The organism is Pantoea sp. SOD02, assembly GCF_024707505.1.
Taxonomy (GTDB): Bacteria; Pseudomonadota; Gammaproteobacteria; order Enterobacterales; family Enterobacteriaceae; genus Pantoea; species Pantoea symbiotica.
On record NZ_CP102604.1, the window covers coordinates 1,077,489 to 1,095,452 of the forward strand.

Annotated in this window: 19 protein-coding genes; 10 read left to right on the plus strand and 9 right to left on the minus strand. The window is 55.8% G+C overall.

Features of this window, described 5'->3' with window-relative positions; translation table 11 throughout:
* Nucleotides 1–24 precede the first annotated feature (24 nt).
* From yajC to secF, 3 genes are read left to right on the plus strand one after another with little or no spacing between them, the layout of a single operon-like run.
* Entirely contained in the window at nucleotides 25–357 is a 333-nt protein-coding gene (gene yajC, locus NR302_RS04890) for a preprotein translocase subunit YajC (RefSeq protein ID WP_008103990.1), read from the plus strand.
* Between the two features lie 25 nt (nucleotides 358–382).
* Entirely contained in the window at nucleotides 383–2,230 is a 1,848-nt protein-coding gene (gene secD, locus NR302_RS04895) for a protein translocase subunit SecD (RefSeq protein WP_071531647.1), read from the plus strand.
* Between the two features lie 10 nt (nucleotides 2,231–2,240).
* On the plus strand, nucleotides 2,241–3,209 hold the full coding sequence (gene secF, locus NR302_RS04900; RefSeq protein WP_008103986.1) for a protein translocase subunit SecF: 969 nt from the start codon (nucleotides 2,241–2,243) through the stop codon (nucleotides 3,207–3,209).
* 112 nt (nucleotides 3,210–3,321) lie between these two features.
* Here secF and NR302_RS04905 read toward each other — a convergent pair whose 3' ends face one another.
* Nucleotides 3,322–3,885 (minus strand): DUF3251 domain-containing protein, encoded by a 564-nt coding sequence (locus NR302_RS04905; RefSeq protein ID WP_154153624.1) that lies wholly within the window; start codon nucleotides 3,883–3,885, stop codon nucleotides 3,322–3,324.
* 14 nt (nucleotides 3,886–3,899) lie between these two features.
* Entirely contained in the window at nucleotides 3,900–4,340 is a 441-nt protein-coding gene (gene lysM / locus NR302_RS04910) for a peptidoglycan-binding protein LysM (RefSeq protein WP_008103980.1), read from the minus strand.
* 206 nt (nucleotides 4,341–4,546) lie between these two features.
* Between lysM and nrdR the strand changes: the two genes are divergently transcribed.
* The 5 genes from nrdR to thiL all read left to right on the plus strand — a co-directional run bounded on the left by nrdR (nucleotide 4,547) and on the right by thiL (nucleotide 8,127).
* Nucleotides 4,547–4,996 (plus strand): transcriptional regulator NrdR, encoded by a 450-nt coding sequence (nrdR, locus tag NR302_RS04915; RefSeq protein WP_008103978.1) that lies wholly within the window; start codon nucleotides 4,547–4,549, stop codon nucleotides 4,994–4,996.
* A gap of 3 nt (nucleotides 4,997–4,999) precedes the next feature.
* Nucleotides 5,000–6,103 (plus strand): bifunctional diaminohydroxyphosphoribosylaminopyrimidine deaminase/5-amino-6-(5-phosphoribosylamino)uracil reductase RibD, encoded by a 1,104-nt coding sequence (gene ribD / locus NR302_RS04920; RefSeq protein ID WP_258144701.1) that lies wholly within the window; start codon nucleotides 5,000–5,002, stop codon nucleotides 6,101–6,103.
* A 90-nt stretch (nucleotides 6,104–6,193) separates the two neighbouring features.
* Entirely contained in the window at nucleotides 6,194–6,664 is a 471-nt protein-coding gene (gene ribE / locus NR302_RS04925) for a 6,7-dimethyl-8-ribityllumazine synthase (protein WP_008103973.1), read from the plus strand.
* A gap of 19 nt (nucleotides 6,665–6,683) precedes the next feature.
* Complete coding sequence (gene nusB / locus NR302_RS04930; RefSeq protein WP_007887007.1) at nucleotides 6,684–7,103, plus strand: transcription antitermination factor NusB; 420 nt, start codon at nucleotides 6,684–6,686, stop codon at nucleotides 7,101–7,103.
* A 46-nt stretch (nucleotides 7,104–7,149) separates the two neighbouring features.
* Nucleotides 7,150–8,127, plus strand: a complete 978-nt coding sequence (gene thiL, locus NR302_RS04935) for a thiamine-phosphate kinase (RefSeq protein ID WP_061717466.1) — start codon at nucleotides 7,150–7,152, stop codon at nucleotides 8,125–8,127.
* A gap of 63 nt (nucleotides 8,128–8,190) precedes the next feature.
* Here thiL and NR302_RS04940 read toward each other — a convergent pair whose 3' ends face one another.
* The 4 genes from NR302_RS04940 to xseB form a co-directional block, all read right to left on the minus strand.
* The gene (locus tag NR302_RS04940; RefSeq protein WP_258144702.1) at nucleotides 8,191–9,165 is read right to left on the minus strand and encodes an aldo/keto reductase; all 975 of its coding nucleotides are present in this window, start codon (nucleotides 9,163–9,165) and stop codon (nucleotides 8,191–8,193) included.
* Between the two features lie 92 nt (nucleotides 9,166–9,257).
* Entirely contained in the window at nucleotides 9,258–11,123 is a 1,866-nt protein-coding gene (gene dxs / locus NR302_RS04945; protein WP_176971259.1) for a 1-deoxy-D-xylulose-5-phosphate synthase, read from the minus strand.
* A 19-nt stretch (nucleotides 11,124–11,142) separates the two neighbouring features.
* Entirely contained in the window at nucleotides 11,143–12,042 is a 900-nt protein-coding gene (gene ispA, locus NR302_RS04950) for a (2E,6E)-farnesyl diphosphate synthase (RefSeq protein ID WP_008103965.1), read from the minus strand.
* Nucleotides 12,042–12,284 (minus strand): exodeoxyribonuclease VII small subunit, encoded by a 243-nt coding sequence (gene xseB, locus NR302_RS04955; RefSeq protein ID WP_176971261.1) that lies wholly within the window; start codon nucleotides 12,282–12,284, stop codon nucleotides 12,042–12,044. The genes ispA and xseB overlap by 1 nt, the downstream gene beginning before the upstream one ends.
* A 236-nt stretch (nucleotides 12,285–12,520) precedes the next feature.
* Here xseB and thiI point away from each other — a divergent pair, with 236 nt between their 5' ends.
* On the plus strand, nucleotides 12,521–13,969 hold the full coding sequence (gene thiI / locus NR302_RS04960) for a tRNA uracil 4-sulfurtransferase ThiI (protein ID WP_258144703.1): 1,449 nt from the start codon (nucleotides 12,521–12,523) through the stop codon (nucleotides 13,967–13,969).
* Between the two features lie 35 nt (nucleotides 13,970–14,004).
* Here the strand turns inward: thiI and yajL are convergent, their stop codons facing one another.
* Entirely contained in the window at nucleotides 14,005–14,613 is a 609-nt protein-coding gene (gene yajL / locus NR302_RS04965; protein ID WP_154191751.1) for a protein deglycase YajL, read from the minus strand.
* Nucleotides 14,567–15,487 carry a 2-dehydropantoate 2-reductase gene (gene panE, locus NR302_RS04970; RefSeq protein ID WP_008103956.1) on the minus strand — a complete coding sequence of 307 codons (921 nt, stop codon included), beginning with the start codon at nucleotides 15,485–15,487 and terminating at the stop codon, nucleotides 14,567–14,569. Before panE ends, yajL begins: the two co-directional genes overlap by 47 nt.
* A 125-nt stretch (nucleotides 15,488–15,612) precedes the next feature.
* On the opposite strand from panE, the gene NR302_RS04975 reads away from it, so the two are divergent.
* The gene (locus NR302_RS04975; RefSeq protein ID WP_008103954.1) at nucleotides 15,613–16,104 is read left to right on the plus strand and encodes a YajQ family cyclic di-GMP-binding protein; all 492 of its coding nucleotides are present in this window, start codon (nucleotides 15,613–15,615) and stop codon (nucleotides 16,102–16,104) included.
* On the opposite strand, the gene NR302_RS04980 is transcribed toward NR302_RS04975, so the two are convergent.
* The gene (locus tag NR302_RS04980) at nucleotides 16,101–17,873 is read right to left on the minus strand and encodes a sigma-54-dependent Fis family transcriptional regulator (protein ID WP_258144704.1); all 1,773 of its coding nucleotides are present in this window, start codon (nucleotides 17,871–17,873) and stop codon (nucleotides 16,101–16,103) included. The genes NR302_RS04975 and NR302_RS04980 overlap by 4 nt on opposite strands.
* Nucleotides 17,874–17,964 lie beyond the last annotated feature (91 nt).

The window sequence follows — 17,964 nt, forward strand, 5'->3', positions numbered from 1 at the left end:
TAATTCATCAATGAGGGAAATTTAATGAGCTTTTTCATTTCTGACGCCGTAGCCGCAGCAGGCGCACCGTCTCAGGGAAGTCCGTATTCTCTGGTGATCATGCTGGTGGTATTTGGTCTGATCTTCTACTTCATGATTCTGCGTCCGCAGCAGAAGCGTACTAAAGATCACAAGAAGCTGATGGATTCCATCTCTAAAGGTGATGAAGTGCTGACCAGCGGTGGTTTAGTTGGCCGTGTGACCAAAGTGGCAGAAACTGGCTATGTTTCTATTGCCCTGAACGACACCACTGAAGTAGTTGTTAAACGTGATTTCGTGGCCGCCGTTCTGCCGAAAGGTACTTTGAAGGCGCTGTAATTTTTTCTTCCCGAAGGGAACTGCCGTGTTAAACCGTTATCCTTTGTGGAAGTACATCATGCTGGTCGTCGTGATTCTCGTCGGCCTGCTCTATGCGCTTCCTAACCTTTATGGTGAGGATCCGGCCGTTCAGATCACTGGTGCGCGCGGTGGCGCCGCCAGTGAGCAAACGTTGGATCAGATCCAGACCGTATTAAAACAAGACAATATCGAGAGCAAATCCCTCGCTCTGGAAAATGGTGCCATTCTGGCCCGCTTTGCAACGCAGGATGTGCAGCTGCGCGCGCGTGATGCTATCACCACCGCGCTGGGCGAAGACTACATTGTGGCACTCAACCTCGCGCCGGCAACCCCTCGCTGGCTGAGCATGCTGGCCGCGGAACCGATGAAACTCGGTCTTGATCTGCGCGGCGGCGTTCACTTCCTGATGGAAGTGGATATGGATACGGCTCTGGGCAAACTGCAAGAGCAGAACGCCGACAGCCTGCGCAGCGATCTGCGCGACAAAAGCATTCCGTATACCACCGTTAATAAAATCGCGAACTATGGCGTAGAAGTGCGTTTCCGTGACGGCGCCAGCCGTGACGCGGCAATCAGCTACTTGTCTACTCGCCACCGCGATCTGGTGATCTCAAGCCAGGGCAGCGATTCGCTGCGTGCGGTGATGAGCGATGCGCGCCTGAGCGAAGCGCGTGAATATGCGGTGCAGCAAAACATCACCATTCTGCGTAACCGTGTTAACCAGCTCGGCGTTGCCGAACCGCTGGTGCAGCGTCAGGGTTCTGATCGCATCGTGGTCGAGCTGCCGGGTATTCAGGACACCGCGCGCGCTAAAGAGATTCTGGGCGCAACTGCCACGCTGGAATTCCGTCTGGTGAACACCAGCGTTGATCCAACTGCAGCGGCCAGCGGACGTGTGCCGGGCGATTCGGAAGTGAAGAAAACCCGCGAAGGCCAGCCAGTGGTGCTGTACAAGCGTGTGATTCTGACCGGTGATCACATCACCGATTCCACGTCGAGCATGGATGAGTACAACCAGCCGCAGGTGAACATTTCACTGGATGGCGCGGGCGGCAACATGATGTCGAACTTCACCAAGGACAATATCGGCAAGCCGATGGCGACCCTGTTTGTGGAGTACAAAGACAGCGGTAAGAAAGATGCCAACGGCCGTTCGATTCTGGTGAAACAGGAAGAAGTGATTAACGTGGCGAACATTCAGTCGCGCCTCGGTAACAGCTTCCGTATCACCGGCATCAATAATCCAAACGAAGCACGTCAGCTGTCGCTGCTGCTGCGCGCGGGTGCGTTGATTGCGCCAATCCAGATTGTAGAAGAGCGTACTATCGGCCCAACCATGGGTCAGCAGAACATCACACAAGGCCTTGAAGCCTGCCTGTGGGGTTTGATTGCCTCCATTCTGTTCATGGTGGTGTTCTACAAGAAGTTTGGTCTTATCGCGACCAGCGCACTGCTGTGTAACCTGGTGCTGATTGTCGGCATCATGTCACTGCTACCAGGCGCAACGCTCACCATGCCGGGTATTGCCGGTATCGTGTTGACGCTGGCGGTTGCGGTCGATGCTAACGTGTTGATTAACGAACGTATTAAAGAAGAGTTGCGTAACGGACGCTCGGTACAGCAGGCGATTCATGAAGGCTATAAAGGCGCCTTCTCCAGTATCGTCGACGCCAACGTCACTACGCTGATTAAAGTCATCATTCTTTATGCGGTCGGTACCGGTTCAATCAAAGGCTTTGCGATTACTACCGCTATCGGTATCGCAACCTCGATGTTTACCGCTATCGTCGGCACCCGTGCCATCGTTAACCTGGTGTACGGCGGCAAACGCATCAACAAGCTGTCTATCTGAGGAGTGCGTTGTGGCACAGGAATATAGTATTGAGCAGCTAAACCACGGGCGTAAAGTCGTCGACTTTATGCGCTGGGATAAGCTGGCTTTCATCATCTCCGGTTTGCTGATTGTGGCGTCAATCGCCATCGTTGGTGTCAAAGGCTTCAACTGGGGCCTCGACTTTACCGGCGGAACGGTGATTGAGATTAACCTGGAAAAACCAGCGGATCTCGACGCGCTGCGTGAAGGTTTGGTCAAAGCGGGCTTTGAAGAGCCGCTGGTGCAGAACTTTGGTAGCAGCCGCGATGTGATGGTGCGTATGCCTCCGGCGACCGGCAATGCTGGCACCGAACTGGGCAACAAAGTGCTGGCTTCCATTAGCCAGACCACGCAGCAGAACGCCACCGTGAAGCGTGTCGAGTTTGTTGGCCCAAGCGTGGGTAGCGATCTGGCGCAGGCCGGTGCGATGGCGCTGTTGTCGGCGTTGATTGCGATTTTGATCTACATCGGCTTCCGCTTTGAGTGGCGTTTGGCGCTTGGCACCGTACTGGCACTGGCGCACGATGTGATCATCACCTGCGGAATTCTGGCGCTGTCACGGGTTGAAATTGATCTGACGATTGTCGCCTCGCTGATGTCGGTGATTGGTTACTCGCTTAACGACAAGATCGTGGTATCTGACCGTATTCGTGAGAACTTCCGCAAGATTCGTCGCGGTTCTTCTTACGACATCACCAACGTATCGCTGACCCAGACGCTGAGCCGTACCTTGATCACCTCCATCACTACGCTGGCGATGATCATGATCCTGTTCGTGTTTGGTGGTGCGTTGCTGAAAGGCTTCTCACTGACCATGCTGATCGGCGTCACCATCGGTACCATTTCATCGATTTATGTCTCTTCAGCGCTGGCGCTGAAACTGGGCATGAAGCGTGAACATATGCTGGTGCAGAAAGTGGAAAAAGAGGGCGCAGATCAGCCTTCGATTCTGCCGTAACGCTGAGTCAGAAAGTAAACGGGCTGCCAGTGGCAGCCCGTTTTTTTATGCCTGTCGATCAGGACGTCGTGCACAGAGGTCACCATAAATGGCGACCCTACAGCGTGCGTATTCAAGGCGCGGTTTTATTTACCGCTGTGCCTTCCACTTCATGCACGCGCACGTAGCCGAGTTGATCCGGGGTTAAGCCGCTGAGCCGCAACGGCACGCTAACCGAACTGCGTGGCATTAACTCGGCCGGAACGTCGATGGTCTGGCTCAGGCTGCCCGCGTTAAGCGGTTTGCCGCTGGCCGGATCCATTTCGCCCCAAACCACGGTAGCGCGCAGTGCCGGAATCGGCTGGTCATCGGTCGAGCGGATATTCAGGTTGGCGCGACTACCGCTGGCTTCACCCGCCACCTGCGAGAGTGACAAACGCAATTTACCCAACTGCGTCTGCAGTTCTACCGGCGTATTGGCTTGCGGCAACAGCCACGCGCCTTGGGTGGATTGGCTGTTCAGCTGTCCCTGAATCTCCAGCGCCGTTGCCTGATTGGTCAGTTTGCGCATCTGCTGGTTAAGCTGACTCACTTCCTGATGCAACTCTTTGACCTGCGGTGAAACCGGCGTTGAACTACAACCACTGAGAACCAGCAAAGAGAGTGCTGCCGGAGCCCAAAACGTCCTGATCGTCATGCAATGTCCTTTCTTTATTCGGGAATTCGTAAAACCTGGCCAGGGTAGATCTTATCAGGATGCGTCAGCATTGGCTTGTTCGCCTCGAAAATCTTGTTGTATTGATTAGGATTTCCGTAGACCTCTTTCGATACCGCACTCAAGGTATCGCCTTTTTTAACGGTGTAGAACTTCGCGGGCGTAGCGGCATCGCTGGTGGTGACCTTGTCATCGACCTTGGTGATCCCCGCGACGTTACCGGCTGCAACCAGAATCTTCTCTTTCAACTCCTGAGAAATGCCATCACCGGTTACCGTAACGGTGTCGCCTTTCACATCTACCTTGACCTTATCGCTGTCGGGCAAACCGAGTTTGTTAATGTGATCCTGCAATTTCTTGCTGGCATCGTCGCCACCGCCACTCACGGCATCCCACAGTTTTTCTCCAGCATCTTTCACGAAATCAAACAGACCCATACATCCTCCAGATTTTTATGATGTTGGCCGCCTTGCTGGCGGCTCTCTAAGCGTAGTGGTTTTTTGACGAGGGAACATGAGGGAGATGTCTTGCATTTGGCTTAATGTCACAAATCGCTATTCACACATTATGTGCCACACACATACATTTTGTGGCGCGATCGCGCTACACTGTGTGGCCTATTTATCTCGCATCAGGAAGCCTCATGCATTGCCCATTCTGCTCCGCTGTGGACACCAAAGTGATTGATTCTCGTCTGGTTAGTGAAGGATCGTCGGTGCGTCGCCGTCGTCAGTGTCTGGTGTGTCATGAGCGTTTTACCACCTTTGAAGTGGCGGAGTTGGTGATGCCGCGCGTGGTGAAAAGCAATGATGTGCGTGAACCTTTCAATGAAGACAAGCTCAGCAGCGGCATGATCAAGGCGCTGGAAAAACGCCCGGTGAGCGCCGATGCGGTTGAGAGCGCGGTCAATCATATTAAAACTCAGCTGCGTGCCACCGGCGAACGCGAAGTGCCAAGCGCACTGATCGGCAATCTGGTGATGGATGAGCTGAAAAAACTCGATAAAGTCGCCTACATTCGCTTTGCCTCGGTCTATCGCAGCTTCGAAGATATCCGCGATTTTGGTGAAGAGATCGCCCGCCTACAGGACTAATCCATGACTGACGAACGCTTTATGGCGCGAGCGCTGGAACTGGCGCGCCGCGGACGCTTTACCACCACACCTAATCCCAACGTCGGCTGCGTGATTGTGCGCGAAGGCGAGATTGTCGGCGAAGGCTGGCATCAGCGCGCCGGCGAACCGCATGCCGAAGTGCACGCGCTGCGTATGGCGGGCGAACGTGCCGCTGGCGCAACCGCGTATGTCACGCTGGAACCTTGCAGTCATCATGGACGTACGCCGCCGTGCTGCGATGCGCTGATTGCCGCTGGCGTGACGCGCGTAGTCGCCGCGATGCAAGATCCCAATCCGCAGGTGGCGGGACGTGGACTCTATCGTTTACAGCAGGCGGGCATTGACGTCAGTCATGGCCTAATGATGAACGAAGCGGAAGCGCTGAACCGGGGTTTTCTGAAACGCATGCGCACCGGATTCCCGTGGATCCAGCTAAAACTCGGCGCATCCCTTGATGGGCGCACCGCCATGGCGAGTGGCGAAAGTCAGTGGATCACCTCCGCAGCCGCAAGGCGCGATGTGCAACGTTTACGAGCTCAGAGTTCAGCTATTCTTAGCACCAGCGCCACCGTGTTAGCGGATAACCCATCGTTAACGGTGCGCTGGAGTGAATTGAGTGAAGAGGTGCGTGCGCAGCTCGATGAAAGCCAGCTGCGGCAGCCGGTGCGCGTGGTGATTGATAGTCAACAGCGCGTCACGCCGCAACACCGCTTGATTGACCAGCCGGGCGAAACCTGGCTGATGCGCAGCGAACCCGATGAGCTTACGTGGCCGGCCAGCGTGACCCAGATCGCCGTGCCGCAGCGTGGCGAACAGCTTGATCTGGTAGCGATGATGATGTTGCTCGGTAAGCGGCAGATCAATAGCGTGTGGGTAGAAGCCGGTGCCGGTTTAGCGGGCGCGTTGCTGCAAGCGGGGCTGGTAGATGAGCTGATCGTTTACATGGCGCCGAAGCTGTTAGGCAATGCCGCTCGCGGCCTGTGTACGCTGCCGGGACTGGAACAGCTGGCCGATGCGCCGGCCCTGAATTTTAGCGATGTACGCCGGGTTGGCGAGGACCTGCGCCTGACGCTGACACCGCGTTGAAAGCGCGCGGAAAAGCCTGAGCGCGTCGCCAAAGAGTATGATAGAATCCGCCCCCTTCTGCGGGGCCATAAAACAACCCAAAGGATATGTATGAAAGTTATCGAAGCTCCTGTTGCCACGCCTGATGCAAACATTGCCATCGTAATTGCGCGTTTTAACAACTTCATTAATGACAGCCTGCTGGACGGCGCGATTGACGCACTTAAGCGCATCGGCCAGGTGAAAGCAGATAACATCACCGTTGTCTGGGTTCCGGGTGCATACGAACTGCCGCTGGCAGCACGCGCGCTGGCGAAAACCGGTAAGCACGACGCCATTGTTGCGTTGGGCACCGTGATCCGTGGCGGCACCGCACATTTCGAATATGTGGCCGGTGAAGCCAGCTCGGGCATTGCGCACGTCGCGATGACCAGCGAAATCCCGGTGACCTTCGGCGTGTTGACCACTGAAAATATCGAGCAGGCGATTGAACGCGCCGGCACGAAAGCAGGTAATAAAGGTGCCGAAGCGGCCCTGACTGCACTCGAAATGATCAACGTATTGAAAGCCATCAAAGCCTGATTTTTGTAAGGGGAATTTTGTGAAACCTGCTGCTCGTCGTCGCGCCCGTGAGTGCGCTGTCCAGGCGCTTTACTCCTGGCAGCTGTCCAAGAACGACATTGCCGATGTGGAATACCAGTTTCTGGCGGAACAAGACGTCAAAGACGTCGATATTAGCTATTTCCGCGAATTGCTGGCCGGTGTGGCGACTAACAGCGCGTACCTGGACGGTCTGATGAAGCCTTACCTGTCGCGTCAGCTGGAAGAGCTGGGCCAGGTAGAAAAAGCCATCCTGCGTATTTCGCTGTATGAGCTGAGCAAGCGTTCTGATGTGCCGTATAAAGTGGCCATCAACGAAGGCATCGAGTTGGCAAAAGTGTTTGGTGCTGAAGACAGCCACAAATTCGTCAACGGTGTCCTCGACAAAGCTGCCCCGCAAATTCGACCGAATAAAAAATAGTCTTAAAGGCCGGTTTTCCGGCCTTTTTCTCATTGAGACCTGACTTATGTCTTGTGGTGAATTCGAACTGATCGCACGTTACTTTAACCGCGTCACCAGCTCCCGCCGCGATGTGGAGAAAGGAATTGGTGATGACTGCGCGTTACTCAACGTGCCAGAAAAACAGACACTTGCCATCAGCACCGACACGCTGGTTGCGGGCGTCCACTTCTTACGTGATATCCATCCCGCCGATCTCGGCTACAAAGCCGTCGCCGTTAATCTCAGCGATTTAGCCGCCATGGGCGCCGATCCGGCCTGGCTGACGCTGGCATTAACGCTGCCTGAAATCGATGAAGAGTGGGTAGCGGCCTTTAGCGATAGCCTGTTTGAGCTGCTGGATTACTACGATATGCAGCTGATTGGCGGCGATACCACGCGCGGACCGCTGAGCATGACGCTCGGCATTCACGGTTTAGTGCCGGTGGGAAGGGCGCTGAAACGTTCGGGTGCGAAGCCCGGCGACTGGATTTTTGTCACCGGAACCTTGGGTGATAGCGCAGCCGGTTTGTCGCTGCTGCAGCATCGTCATCGCCTGAACGATCCGGCGGTGCATGAAGCCTTGATCAAACGCCATCTGCGTCCGATGCCGCGCGTGCTGCAAGGCCAGGCGCTGCGTGGACTGGCGACCTCGGCGATCGATATCTCTGATGGCCTGATTTCCGATCTCGGCCATGTGCTGACCGCCAGCCGCGTTGGCGCTCGCATCAATCTCGACGCGTTACCGCTATCAGCAGCCCTGCGCGATCACTTCGAGCCTGAGCTGGTGCTGAAATGGGCGTTGAGCGGCGGCGAAGATTACGAGCTGTGCTTTACCGTGCCGGAAGTGAACCGTGGCGCACTCGATGTGGCGTTGGGGCATTTTGGTGTGCCTTATACCTGCATTGGTCAGATTGCACCGGAATCGGAAGGGCTGAGTTTGCTGGAAAACGGCAAGCCGCGCAGCGTGGATGTGAAAGGGTTTGATCATTTCGGTGTGAAGTGAATGAGGTGGCCATGAATGGCCACCCTACAAAACATCGCCATTTATGGCGATCTGGTTCCTCAATCACTCAAATCCCACCACCGGATGCGATTGATACACCGTCTCCAGTTCGGCAATTTCATTCTCACTCAACTCCACATCCACCGCTTTCACCAGCTCGGCGAACTGCTGCTCGCGTGAGGCACCAATAATCGGCGCGGTGACCGCCGGTTTATGTAACAGCCATGCCAGCGCCACCTGCGCGCGCGTCACACCTTTATCGGCGGCAACGTTAGCCAGACGCTCGGCAATCGCCGCATCGTTCTCTTCGGTGCCGGTATACAGTTTCTCCATCACATTATCCGATACCGAACGTGCGGTGGTTTCGCCCCATGGGCGCGTGAGTTTACCGCGGGCCAGCGGGCTCCACGGCAGCACCGCGATCCCTTCGCGCTGACACAACGGATGCATGTCATTCTCCTCTTCACGCTGAATCAGATTGTATTGATCCTGCATGCTGACAAAGCGCGCCCAGTTGTTTTGCTTCTGCAGATCCAGCGCCTGAGCAAATTGCGATGCGTGCATTGATGATGCGCCGATGTAACGTGCCTTGCCGGATTTCACCACTTCATGCAGCGCTTCCAGCGTCTCTTCAATCGGCGTGTCGTAATCCCAGCGATGGATTTGCAGCAGATCGACGTACTCCATGCCAAGACGCGTCAGGCTGTCATCAATCGATTGCAGGATATTCTTGCGCGATAAACCTTGTGACAGATTGCTCAGCGGGAAATAAACCTTGGTGGCAACCACAACCTGATCGCGGCGGGCAAAATCTTTCAGCGCGCGGCCCACGATCTCTTCGCTGCTGCCGTCGGAATAGCTGTTGGCAGTATCGAAGAAGTTGATGCCGGCTTCCAGCGCCTGCTTGATCAGCGGTCGGCTGCTCTCTTCGGGCAGCGTCCACGCGTGGTTTCCGCGCGTGGGATCGCCGTAGGTCATGCAGCCTAAACAGAGACGCGAAACCTGTAAGTCGGTCTGGCCTAAGGGAATGGTTTTCATGTATTTGGGCTCCTGCTCTTATGCTTGAGGGAAAATCGTTCCCTAAGCATAGCAGCAGGCTCGCTCACCGGGCGGTGAGCGAGTCGGGCAGATTACTGGGCGAGCCAGTCAGCGATTTGCTGCTGAATACCGGCGGCATCCAGCTGGTAATCCTGACGCACTTCTTCCTGCGTACCTTGTGGGATGAACTCATCCGGCAGGCCGAGATTCAGCACCGGCACGCGCAGGCGTTTTGCCATCACGTACTCGTTGACGCCGCTACCGGCGCCGCCTTTAATGGCGCCTTCTTCCAGCGTTACCAGCGAATCGTGGCTGGCCGCCAGCTCGGCAATCAATGCTTCGTCGAGTGGCTTCACAAAACGCATATCCACTAGCGTGGCATTCAGCGCTTCCGCCGCGGCAGCGGCTTCTGGCAGTAAGGTACCAAAGTTAAGGATCGCCAGCTTTTCGCCGCGACGCTTCACGATGCCTTTACCCAGCGGCAAGCTCGCCAGCGGTTCCAGCGTTGCGCCGGTTCCGGTGCCGCGCGGGTAACGCACCGCACTTGGGCCAGCCTGATAGTGATAACCGGTGTACAGCATCAGACGACATTCGTTTTCATCGCTTGGCGTCATGATCACCATCTCTGGCACGCAGCGTAAGAACGCGATATCGAAGGCGCCCTGATGGGTTTGGCCATCCGCGCCGACAATGCCGCCACGATCGATGGCAAACAGCACCGGCAATTTCTGGATAGCTACGTCGTGGATCAGCTGATCGTAGGCGCGCTGCAGGAAGGTTGAGTAGATCGCCACAACCGGTTTGTAACCACCAATCGCCATGCCCGCCGCAAACGTCACGGCGTGCTGCTCGGCAATCGCCACATCAAAATATTGCTGCGGATAATCGCGCGAGTAGCTCACCATGCCGGAACCTTCGCGCATCGCTGGCGTTACCGCCATCAGGCGCGCATCGTCAGCGGCCATTTCGCTCAGCCAGTTGCCGAAGATTTTCGAGTAGCTTGGCAAGCCCGGCACGCTTTTCGGCAGCGCTAAGCTGGCGGGATCGAACTTCGGTACCGCATGCCAGGTGATCGGATCTTCTTCCGCCGGGGCATAACCTTTGCCCTTTTTGGTCATGATGTGCAGGAACTGCGGACCTTTCAGATCGCGCATGTTCTTCAGCGTGCTCACCAGCGTCAGCACGTCGTGGCCATCCACCGGGCCGATATAGTTAAAGCCCAGCTCTTCAAACAGCGTGCCCGGCACCACCATGCCTTTCAGGTGCTCTTCAGTGCGCTTCACCAGCTCTTTAATCGGCGGTAAACCGCCCAATACACGCTTGCCGCCTTCGCGCAGGCGTGAATAGGTTTTTCCGGACAGAATCTGTGCCAGACGATTGTTGAGTGCGCCGACGTTTTCGGAGATCGACATCTCGTTGTCGTTGAGGATCACCAGCATATCCGGCTTGATGTCACCGGCGTGGTTCATGGCTTCAAACGCCATGCCCGCCGTGATCGCGCCATCGCCAATGATACAGGCGGTGCGGCGGCCTTTGCCTTCACGCTCGGCGGCAACGGCCATGCCGAGACCGGCGCTGATTGAGGTGGAAGAGTGGCCCACGCTTAACACGTCGTACTCACTCTCACCGCGCCACGGGAACGGATGCAGGCCATTTTTCTGACGGATGGTGCCGATGCGATCGCGGCGTCCGGTCAGAATTTTGTGCGGATAAGCCTGATGGCCGACGTCCCACACCAGATGATCAAACGGGGTGTTATAAACATAATGCAGCGCCACTGTTAGCTCGACGACGCCCAGACCCGATGCAAAGTGGCCGGAAGAACGGCTCACGCTATCCAGCAGATACTGACGCAGTTCGTCACACAGCTCCGGAAGTTTTTCTTTCGGTAATAAACGTAATTCCTGAACCGTGTTGGCTAACGCCAGTGTCGGGTATTTTGCAATATCAAAACTCATCAGAGACTCATTATGAAAGTTATTTATCGCGTTCAATTATGAAGCTTGCCAGCGCTTGTAAGGCGATTGTGTTGTAAGACTGTGCCGCCAGAATATCGAGCGCGCCGAGCGCCTCTTGATAAAGATCCCAGGCTTTACTACGGGCATTTTCCAGCCCCATCAGTGCAGGATAGGTGCTTTTACCTAATGCCTGATCTGAGCCCTGTGTTTTCCCTAACACGGCGGTATCGCCGACCACATCGAGGATGTCATCCTGCACCTGAAACGCCAGTCCGATGGCGTTGGCGTAGGTATCCAGCACCGGCAACGCGGCGCGGCCACGCTCGCCGGCGGCTAATGCGCCAAGACGTACCGCTGCACGAATTAACGCGCCGGTTTTATGACGGTGAATCTGTTCCAGCTGCGCCAGATCGATACTTTTGCCTTCCGCCGCCAAATCCAACGCCTGACCGCCGCACATACCTGCCACACCGCTGGCCTGCGCCAGTTCGGAAATCATCGCAATACGCGCTTCGGCGTTGACGCCAGGCATTGGCTGATCGGCCAGAATCGAAAAGGCCAGAGTTTGCAGAGCATCGCCGGCGAGAATCGCCGTGTCTTCACCATATTTTATATGGCAGGTTGGCTGCCCGCGGCGTAACGCATCGTCATCCATCGCCGGCAGATCGTCATGAATCAGGGAATAAGCATGGATGCATTCCACGGCAGCAGCCGGCACATCCAGGCTGGCCGCATCGGCCTTTAGCATTTCGCCTGTTGCGTACACCAGAAAGGGACGCAGACGTTTACCGCCTAATAATGCCCCATACTCCATGGCATTAACCAGAGGAGAACTCTGAAAAGGAAGTGGATCTATTAAGCGCGTCAAGGCCTGATTGACGCGTTGATGGTACGCGCTCAGCAGTTTAGCGAAATCCATTACTCATTTTCCGGGGTAAAAGGGGCGAGGGCGGCATCTTTCTCGTCGCTGAGCAGGATTTGCACGCGCTGCTCTGCCTGCTGCAGGGTTTGCTGACCGGTACGTGCCAATTGTACGCCGCGTTCGAATTCGTTCAGCGCCTGCTCCAGCGGCAGCTCGCCACTTTCCAGACGGCTGACAATCTGTTCCAGCTGCTGCAATGCGCTTTCAAAACTGGCAGGCGCTTCGGCTTTTTTCGGCATAATCAGTGTCGACTCACAGGTTAGGACATTATCTTGCAATCGGTCATGGTAGCCGACAGGGATTAATTAGCAAAATAATGAATGTGACTGCGGTTGCAGAAGCAGTCACCCAGCAAAGGTGATATACTTTTGCGCCTCGGATGCGGGGGCTCCTGAATCAACCCGCAATTATATGATTTTAACAGCTAAGTGCCGATGCTTTTAGCACTTATTTGCCCAAACGAACCCCTGTCGCCATGAAGTTTATCATCAAGCTGTTCCCAGAAATCACCATCAAAAGTCAGTCGGTGCGTCTGCGCTTTATCAAAATTCTCACCAGCAGCATTCGTAATATTTTGCGCACTGTCGATGAAGACATCAAAGTGGTGCGTCACTGGGACCACATCGAATTGCGTTCCAAAAATGAGTCGCTGCGTGAAACCATCGTTACCGAATTAACGCGCATTCCGGGTATTCACCATGTGCTGGCGGTGGAAGACCGCGCCTACACCGATATGCACGATATCTTCGAGCAGACGCTGGTGTTGAACCGCGAGCGTCTGGAAGGCAAAAGCTTCTGCGTGCGCGTGAAGCGTCGCGGCAAGCACAGCTTCAGCTCGCAGGACGTGGAACGCTACGTTGGCGGCGGCCTTAATCAGCACATCGCCAGCGCGCGCGTGCAGCTCAATCGCCCGGACGAAACGGTGAATCTGGAGATTGAAGACGATCGCCTGTTGCTGATCACCGCGCGCTATGAAGGCTTAGGCGGTTTTCCGATTGGTACCCAGGAAGATGTTCTGTCACTGATTTCCGGTGGTTTCGACTCTGGCGTGTCGAGCTACATGCTGATGCGTCGCGGCTGCCGCGTGCATTACTGCTTCTTCAATCTTGGCGGTGCGGCACACGAGATTGGCGTGCGTCAGGTTGCGCATTACCTGTGGCAGCGTTTTGGTCGTTCGCACCGCGTACGTTTCGTGGCGATCAACTTCGAGCCGGTAGTCGGTGAGATTCTGGAAAAAGTGGACGACGGCCAAATGGGCGTGGTGCTGAAGCGCATGATGGTGCGTGCGGCGTCGATGGTGGCGGAACGTTACGGTGTGCAGGCGCTGGTGACCGGCGAAGCGCTGGGTCAGGTTTCCAGCCAGACGCTGACTAACCTGCGTTTGATCGATAACGCCTCCGATACGCTGATTCTGCGTCCGCTGATCTCCCATGATAAAGAGCACATCATTGATGTGGCGCGTAAGATCGGCACCGAAGATTTTGCTCGCACCATGCCAGAATATTGCGGCGTGATTTCGAAAAGCCCAACCGTTAAAGCGGTGAAAGGGAAGATCGAAGCGGAAGAGCAAAACTTCGATTTCGAGATCCTTAATCGTGTGGTGCAGGAAGCCAGCAACGTCGATATCCGTGAAATCGCCGAGCAGACGGAAGAAGAAGTGGTGGAAGTTGAAACCGTTGACTCCTTCACCAGCAACGACGTAGTGCTGGATATCCGTTCGGCCGATGAGCAGGACGCGAAACCGCTGGAACTGGAAGGCGTTGAGGTCAAACCTCTGGCGTTCTACAAACTCAGCACCCAGTTTGGCGATTTGGACCAGAGCAAAACCTGGCTGCTGTATTGCGATCGCGGTGTGATGAGTCGCCTGCAGGCGCTCTATCTGCACGAGCAGGGCTTCAAAAACGTAAAAGTTTATCGCCCGTAATAAGTAGGGTCGCCATTTATGGCGACCTCTGCCAATTAACGCTCTTCAAACTCCTGATAATTATAAATTCCCGCCGCCAGCACCAGCTGTGAAGCCACTTCACGCGCGGTCTCTTTATCCACCAGCAAATCTATCAGCTTCAACGCAAAATCAATGGCGGTGCCCGGTCCCTGGCTGGTCAGCAGATTAACGCGCGGATCCCACACCACGCGGCGCTCCATCCATTTGCTGTCTGGAATGGTGTCACGCAGGCCGGGAAAACCGGTCATATTGCCGACGGGAAACAGATCGTGCGGAACCAAAACCGTGCCCGGCGCGGCACAAATCGCCGCCACGATTTTGCTGGAGAGATGGAACTGGCGCACGGTTTCCACCAGCAGCGGGCTGTCCCGGAAAGTCTCCGCGCCTTTCAAACCGCCGGGCAGTACAATCGCATCGTAGTCGTTATCCGCGACCTCAACCAAAGGCGCATCCGCCAGCAGCCGCACACCGCGCGAGCAGACGATCTCACGCGTGCCATCGCTCTCCACGCTGGCGGTGGTGACGCTTAATCCGCCGCGTACCAGCAAATCGATAGTGGTGACCGCTTCGGTCTCCTCACTTCCATGTGCCAGGCAAACCAGAACCGATGCGTTCGCGCTCATAGTGGGACTCCTTACGTTTAATCAGATCGTACAAACGGGTATTTTCCGGCAGTGAAATGCCCTGCGCGCGGGCGCGACGCAACAGGTAACCGGTGATGTAATCAATTTCGGTCAGGCGCTGCGCCCGCACATCCTGCAGCATCGATGAGGTATTGGCAGCGGTGCTATCAATCACGTCGTAAATAATGTCGCGCAGATTATCCACCGCCATGTGCTGGCCTTCGCGCTCCATCACCCAGGCGATCTCTTCGCACAGCATTGCTATTTGTTCCGGCCAGGCACGCAGCGCACCGTTTTGGCAATCGTGCTCAACGGTCATCGGATTGATCACGCAGTTGATGGCCAGCTTGCGCCAGCTGGCGGCGGCGATGTTGTCATGCCAGGCCACATCCGGCAGCGCCTGATGCAGAATATCGGCGATATCGCTCAGCGCGGCGCTCTCTCGATTAGCAGGGCCAATGTGCGTGATGCCGTGTGCGATATGTTTGATCACCGTACCGTCGCGCATCGCGGCGTGCGTGGTGATGCCGCGCAGCAGCGGCTGACGCAGATCTTTCAACTCTTCCAGCGTACCCATACCGTTATGTAGCAGCAGAATCGGCGCGTGCGTCGGCAGCACGCTTTGCAGGTTTTTCACTGCAGGGGAAACCTGCGGCGCTTTGAGCGTCACCAGTAACAGCTGGCTTTCGGCGAGGAACAGCGGATCGTTGGCGATAAAGGTGTGATTGCTCACCTGGCCTTGTGGATCGACCACGTTGGCGGAGCAATACGGCTGCGGCACACGTAACCAACCCTGCACCTCATGTCCCTGACGGGCGAGAGCGGCGAGCCAAATTTGACCTAAGGCGCCACACCCCAACACGGTAATTTTCATTTTGCCTCCCGTGGGCGGGTTCCTGTTTTCACGTTACGAGTAAGTATAGCTTTCCATGTATCGTGTTTTATTAGCGCCACAAGACGCGTATTATGCATGTCACTTTAGTATCAGGAGAAGAAAAGATGCCATCTTTCGATATCGTTTCCGAAGTCGAATTGTCGGAAGTGCGAAATGCCGTGGAGAATGCGAGCCGCGAGATCTCAACCCGTTTCGATTTCCGTAACGTGAGTGCAACCATTGAGCTCAACGAAAAGAATGAGACCATCAAACTCAGCAGCGAATCTGATTTTCAGGTTAAGCAGCTGGTGGATATTCTGCGCGAAAAGCTGCTGAAGCGTGGCATTGAAGGCGCGGCAATTGAAGTGCCAGAAGAGATCGTGCACAGCGGTAAAAGCTGGTCGGTGGAAGCCAAGCTGAAGAAAGGTATCGAAAGCGATATCGCGAAAAAGCTGGTGAAGCTGATTAAAGACAGCAAGCTGAAGGTGCAGACGCAGATTCAGGGTGAAGAACTGCGCGTAACCGGTAAGTCACGCGACGATCTGCAAGGTGCGATGGCGCTGGTGCGCGGTGGCAACCTCGGTCAGCCTTTCCAGTTCAAAAACTTCCGCGACTAATCGCGTTTGTCGCGCGCCGCACGACGATAGAGCGTGCTGCGCGCGACGCCCAAGGCTTCCGCTGTTTTACTGATATTGCCATTAAAGCGCTGCAGCGTTTCGCTGATCAATCGTTCATCATGACTCTGCCGATCAGGCTGTGGCGGCAACGCCGCGCGACGATACTCGGCCGGCAAATGCACTTCAGTCACTTCCTCACCCTCATCCGCCAGCGCCAGCAGCACGCGTAACAAGCTGCGCAATTGCCGCACATTACCCGGCCATGGCAGCTGTGCCAGTGCTGTTAATAAAGCAGGTGAAAGCTGAATATCTCGATCCGCGCCGCCCAGCTCCAGCCATAAACGGCTGATAAAACCCTCTACATCCGGCCAGTCGCGCAGTGGCGGAATGGTCATCGAGAATTCCTGCAGGCGATAGAGCAAATCTTCGCGGAATTCGCCTTCGGCAACGCGTTGTGCCAAATCGCGGTGCGTGGCGCTGATCACTGCAAAATTTACCGGCCAGCTGCGGCTGGAGCCGAGCGGCGCCACCTCTTTCTCCTGCAATACGCGTAGCAAGCGGGTTTGCAGCGCCAGCGGCATATCGCCAATTTCATCGAGAAACAGCACGCCGCCATCCGCTTCACGGATTTTACCGATATAGCCATTCTTGCTGGCACCGGTGAACGCGCCGGGTTGATAGCCAAACAGCTCAGATTCAATCAGCGCTTCTGGGATAGCCGCGCAGTTAATGGCAACGAATTTACCTTCGCGCCAGCGGCTCTGCTGATGCAGTGCGCGGCTGACATACTCTTTGCCGCTGCCGGTTTCGCCGTGAATGCACAGTGAAACGCCGGCATTGAGCAGTCGCACCATCTTCTCGCCATCGCGGCCCAGCAAGAAGGGCAGATCGCTGGCGGGTTCGCTCGGCGTGGCAAAATGGCTGCGCTGCGGCGCGTGCAGGCGGAAATAGTAGCGCTGCGTGGCGTAATCGAGCGGAACGGGAATGGTGTTGGCTTGCTGCTGCTGTTGCGGGAACAGTTGTTGAAAGGTCACGCTGCCGAGTTGTTCGACGCTCAGCGCCAGTTCGCGCATCGCCAGACGATTAGCGGCCGTCAGGACGTTATCTGAGAACACCAGCAGCAGTTCATCGCTGGTATCGATGCCCTGCGGCTGCAAATGCAGGCTCATCAACCATTGCTGCGGGTGCAGGCTCTGTTTTACCCACAGGTATTCGATCTGTTTCGCCGCCGCTTTCACCCAATTAAAGGTTTGCGGATGCGGGAAGTGCGCCGGGCCGGAAATATCCAGCACGCCAGCAATTTGGCCGTTCGGCATTTGCAGCGGCATCGCCGCGCAGTACAAGCCTTGATTGAGCGTCAGGAAGTGCTGATGACCTTCAATCTCGCAGCCGTCATCAATCGCCAGCGCGGTGCCAATCGCATTGGTGCCACGCCCGCATTCACTCCACAAATTGCCCGGAGCCAGCGCATAACGTTGGGCTTTTTCCATCGAAGGCATATCGCCAAAGGTATTAAGCACCAAACCGGTGGCATCCGACAGAATCACCACCGATTGCTTCTCGGCCAGTTTCTGCGCCAGCTGTTTAATAACCGGCTGCGCGAACTGCTGCAGCCCGGCATTGCTGGCGAGCACATCGGCCAGTTCACCCTGGCGAACACGAGGAAAATCATCGGCGGTGCGATCGAGACCATACAGCTGGCTACGAAACCAGGAGTCGCTTAACAGCGGATTGGCGTTAACGGCAGACGCGGATGGATTTCCCTGCATTGATGACCTCATGCCCAAGCGAAAGTGTTGCAGCATTGTAGCGGGTCGGTTTCTGTACTGTTGCGATACGCAACACAGATGGTGAACTTTT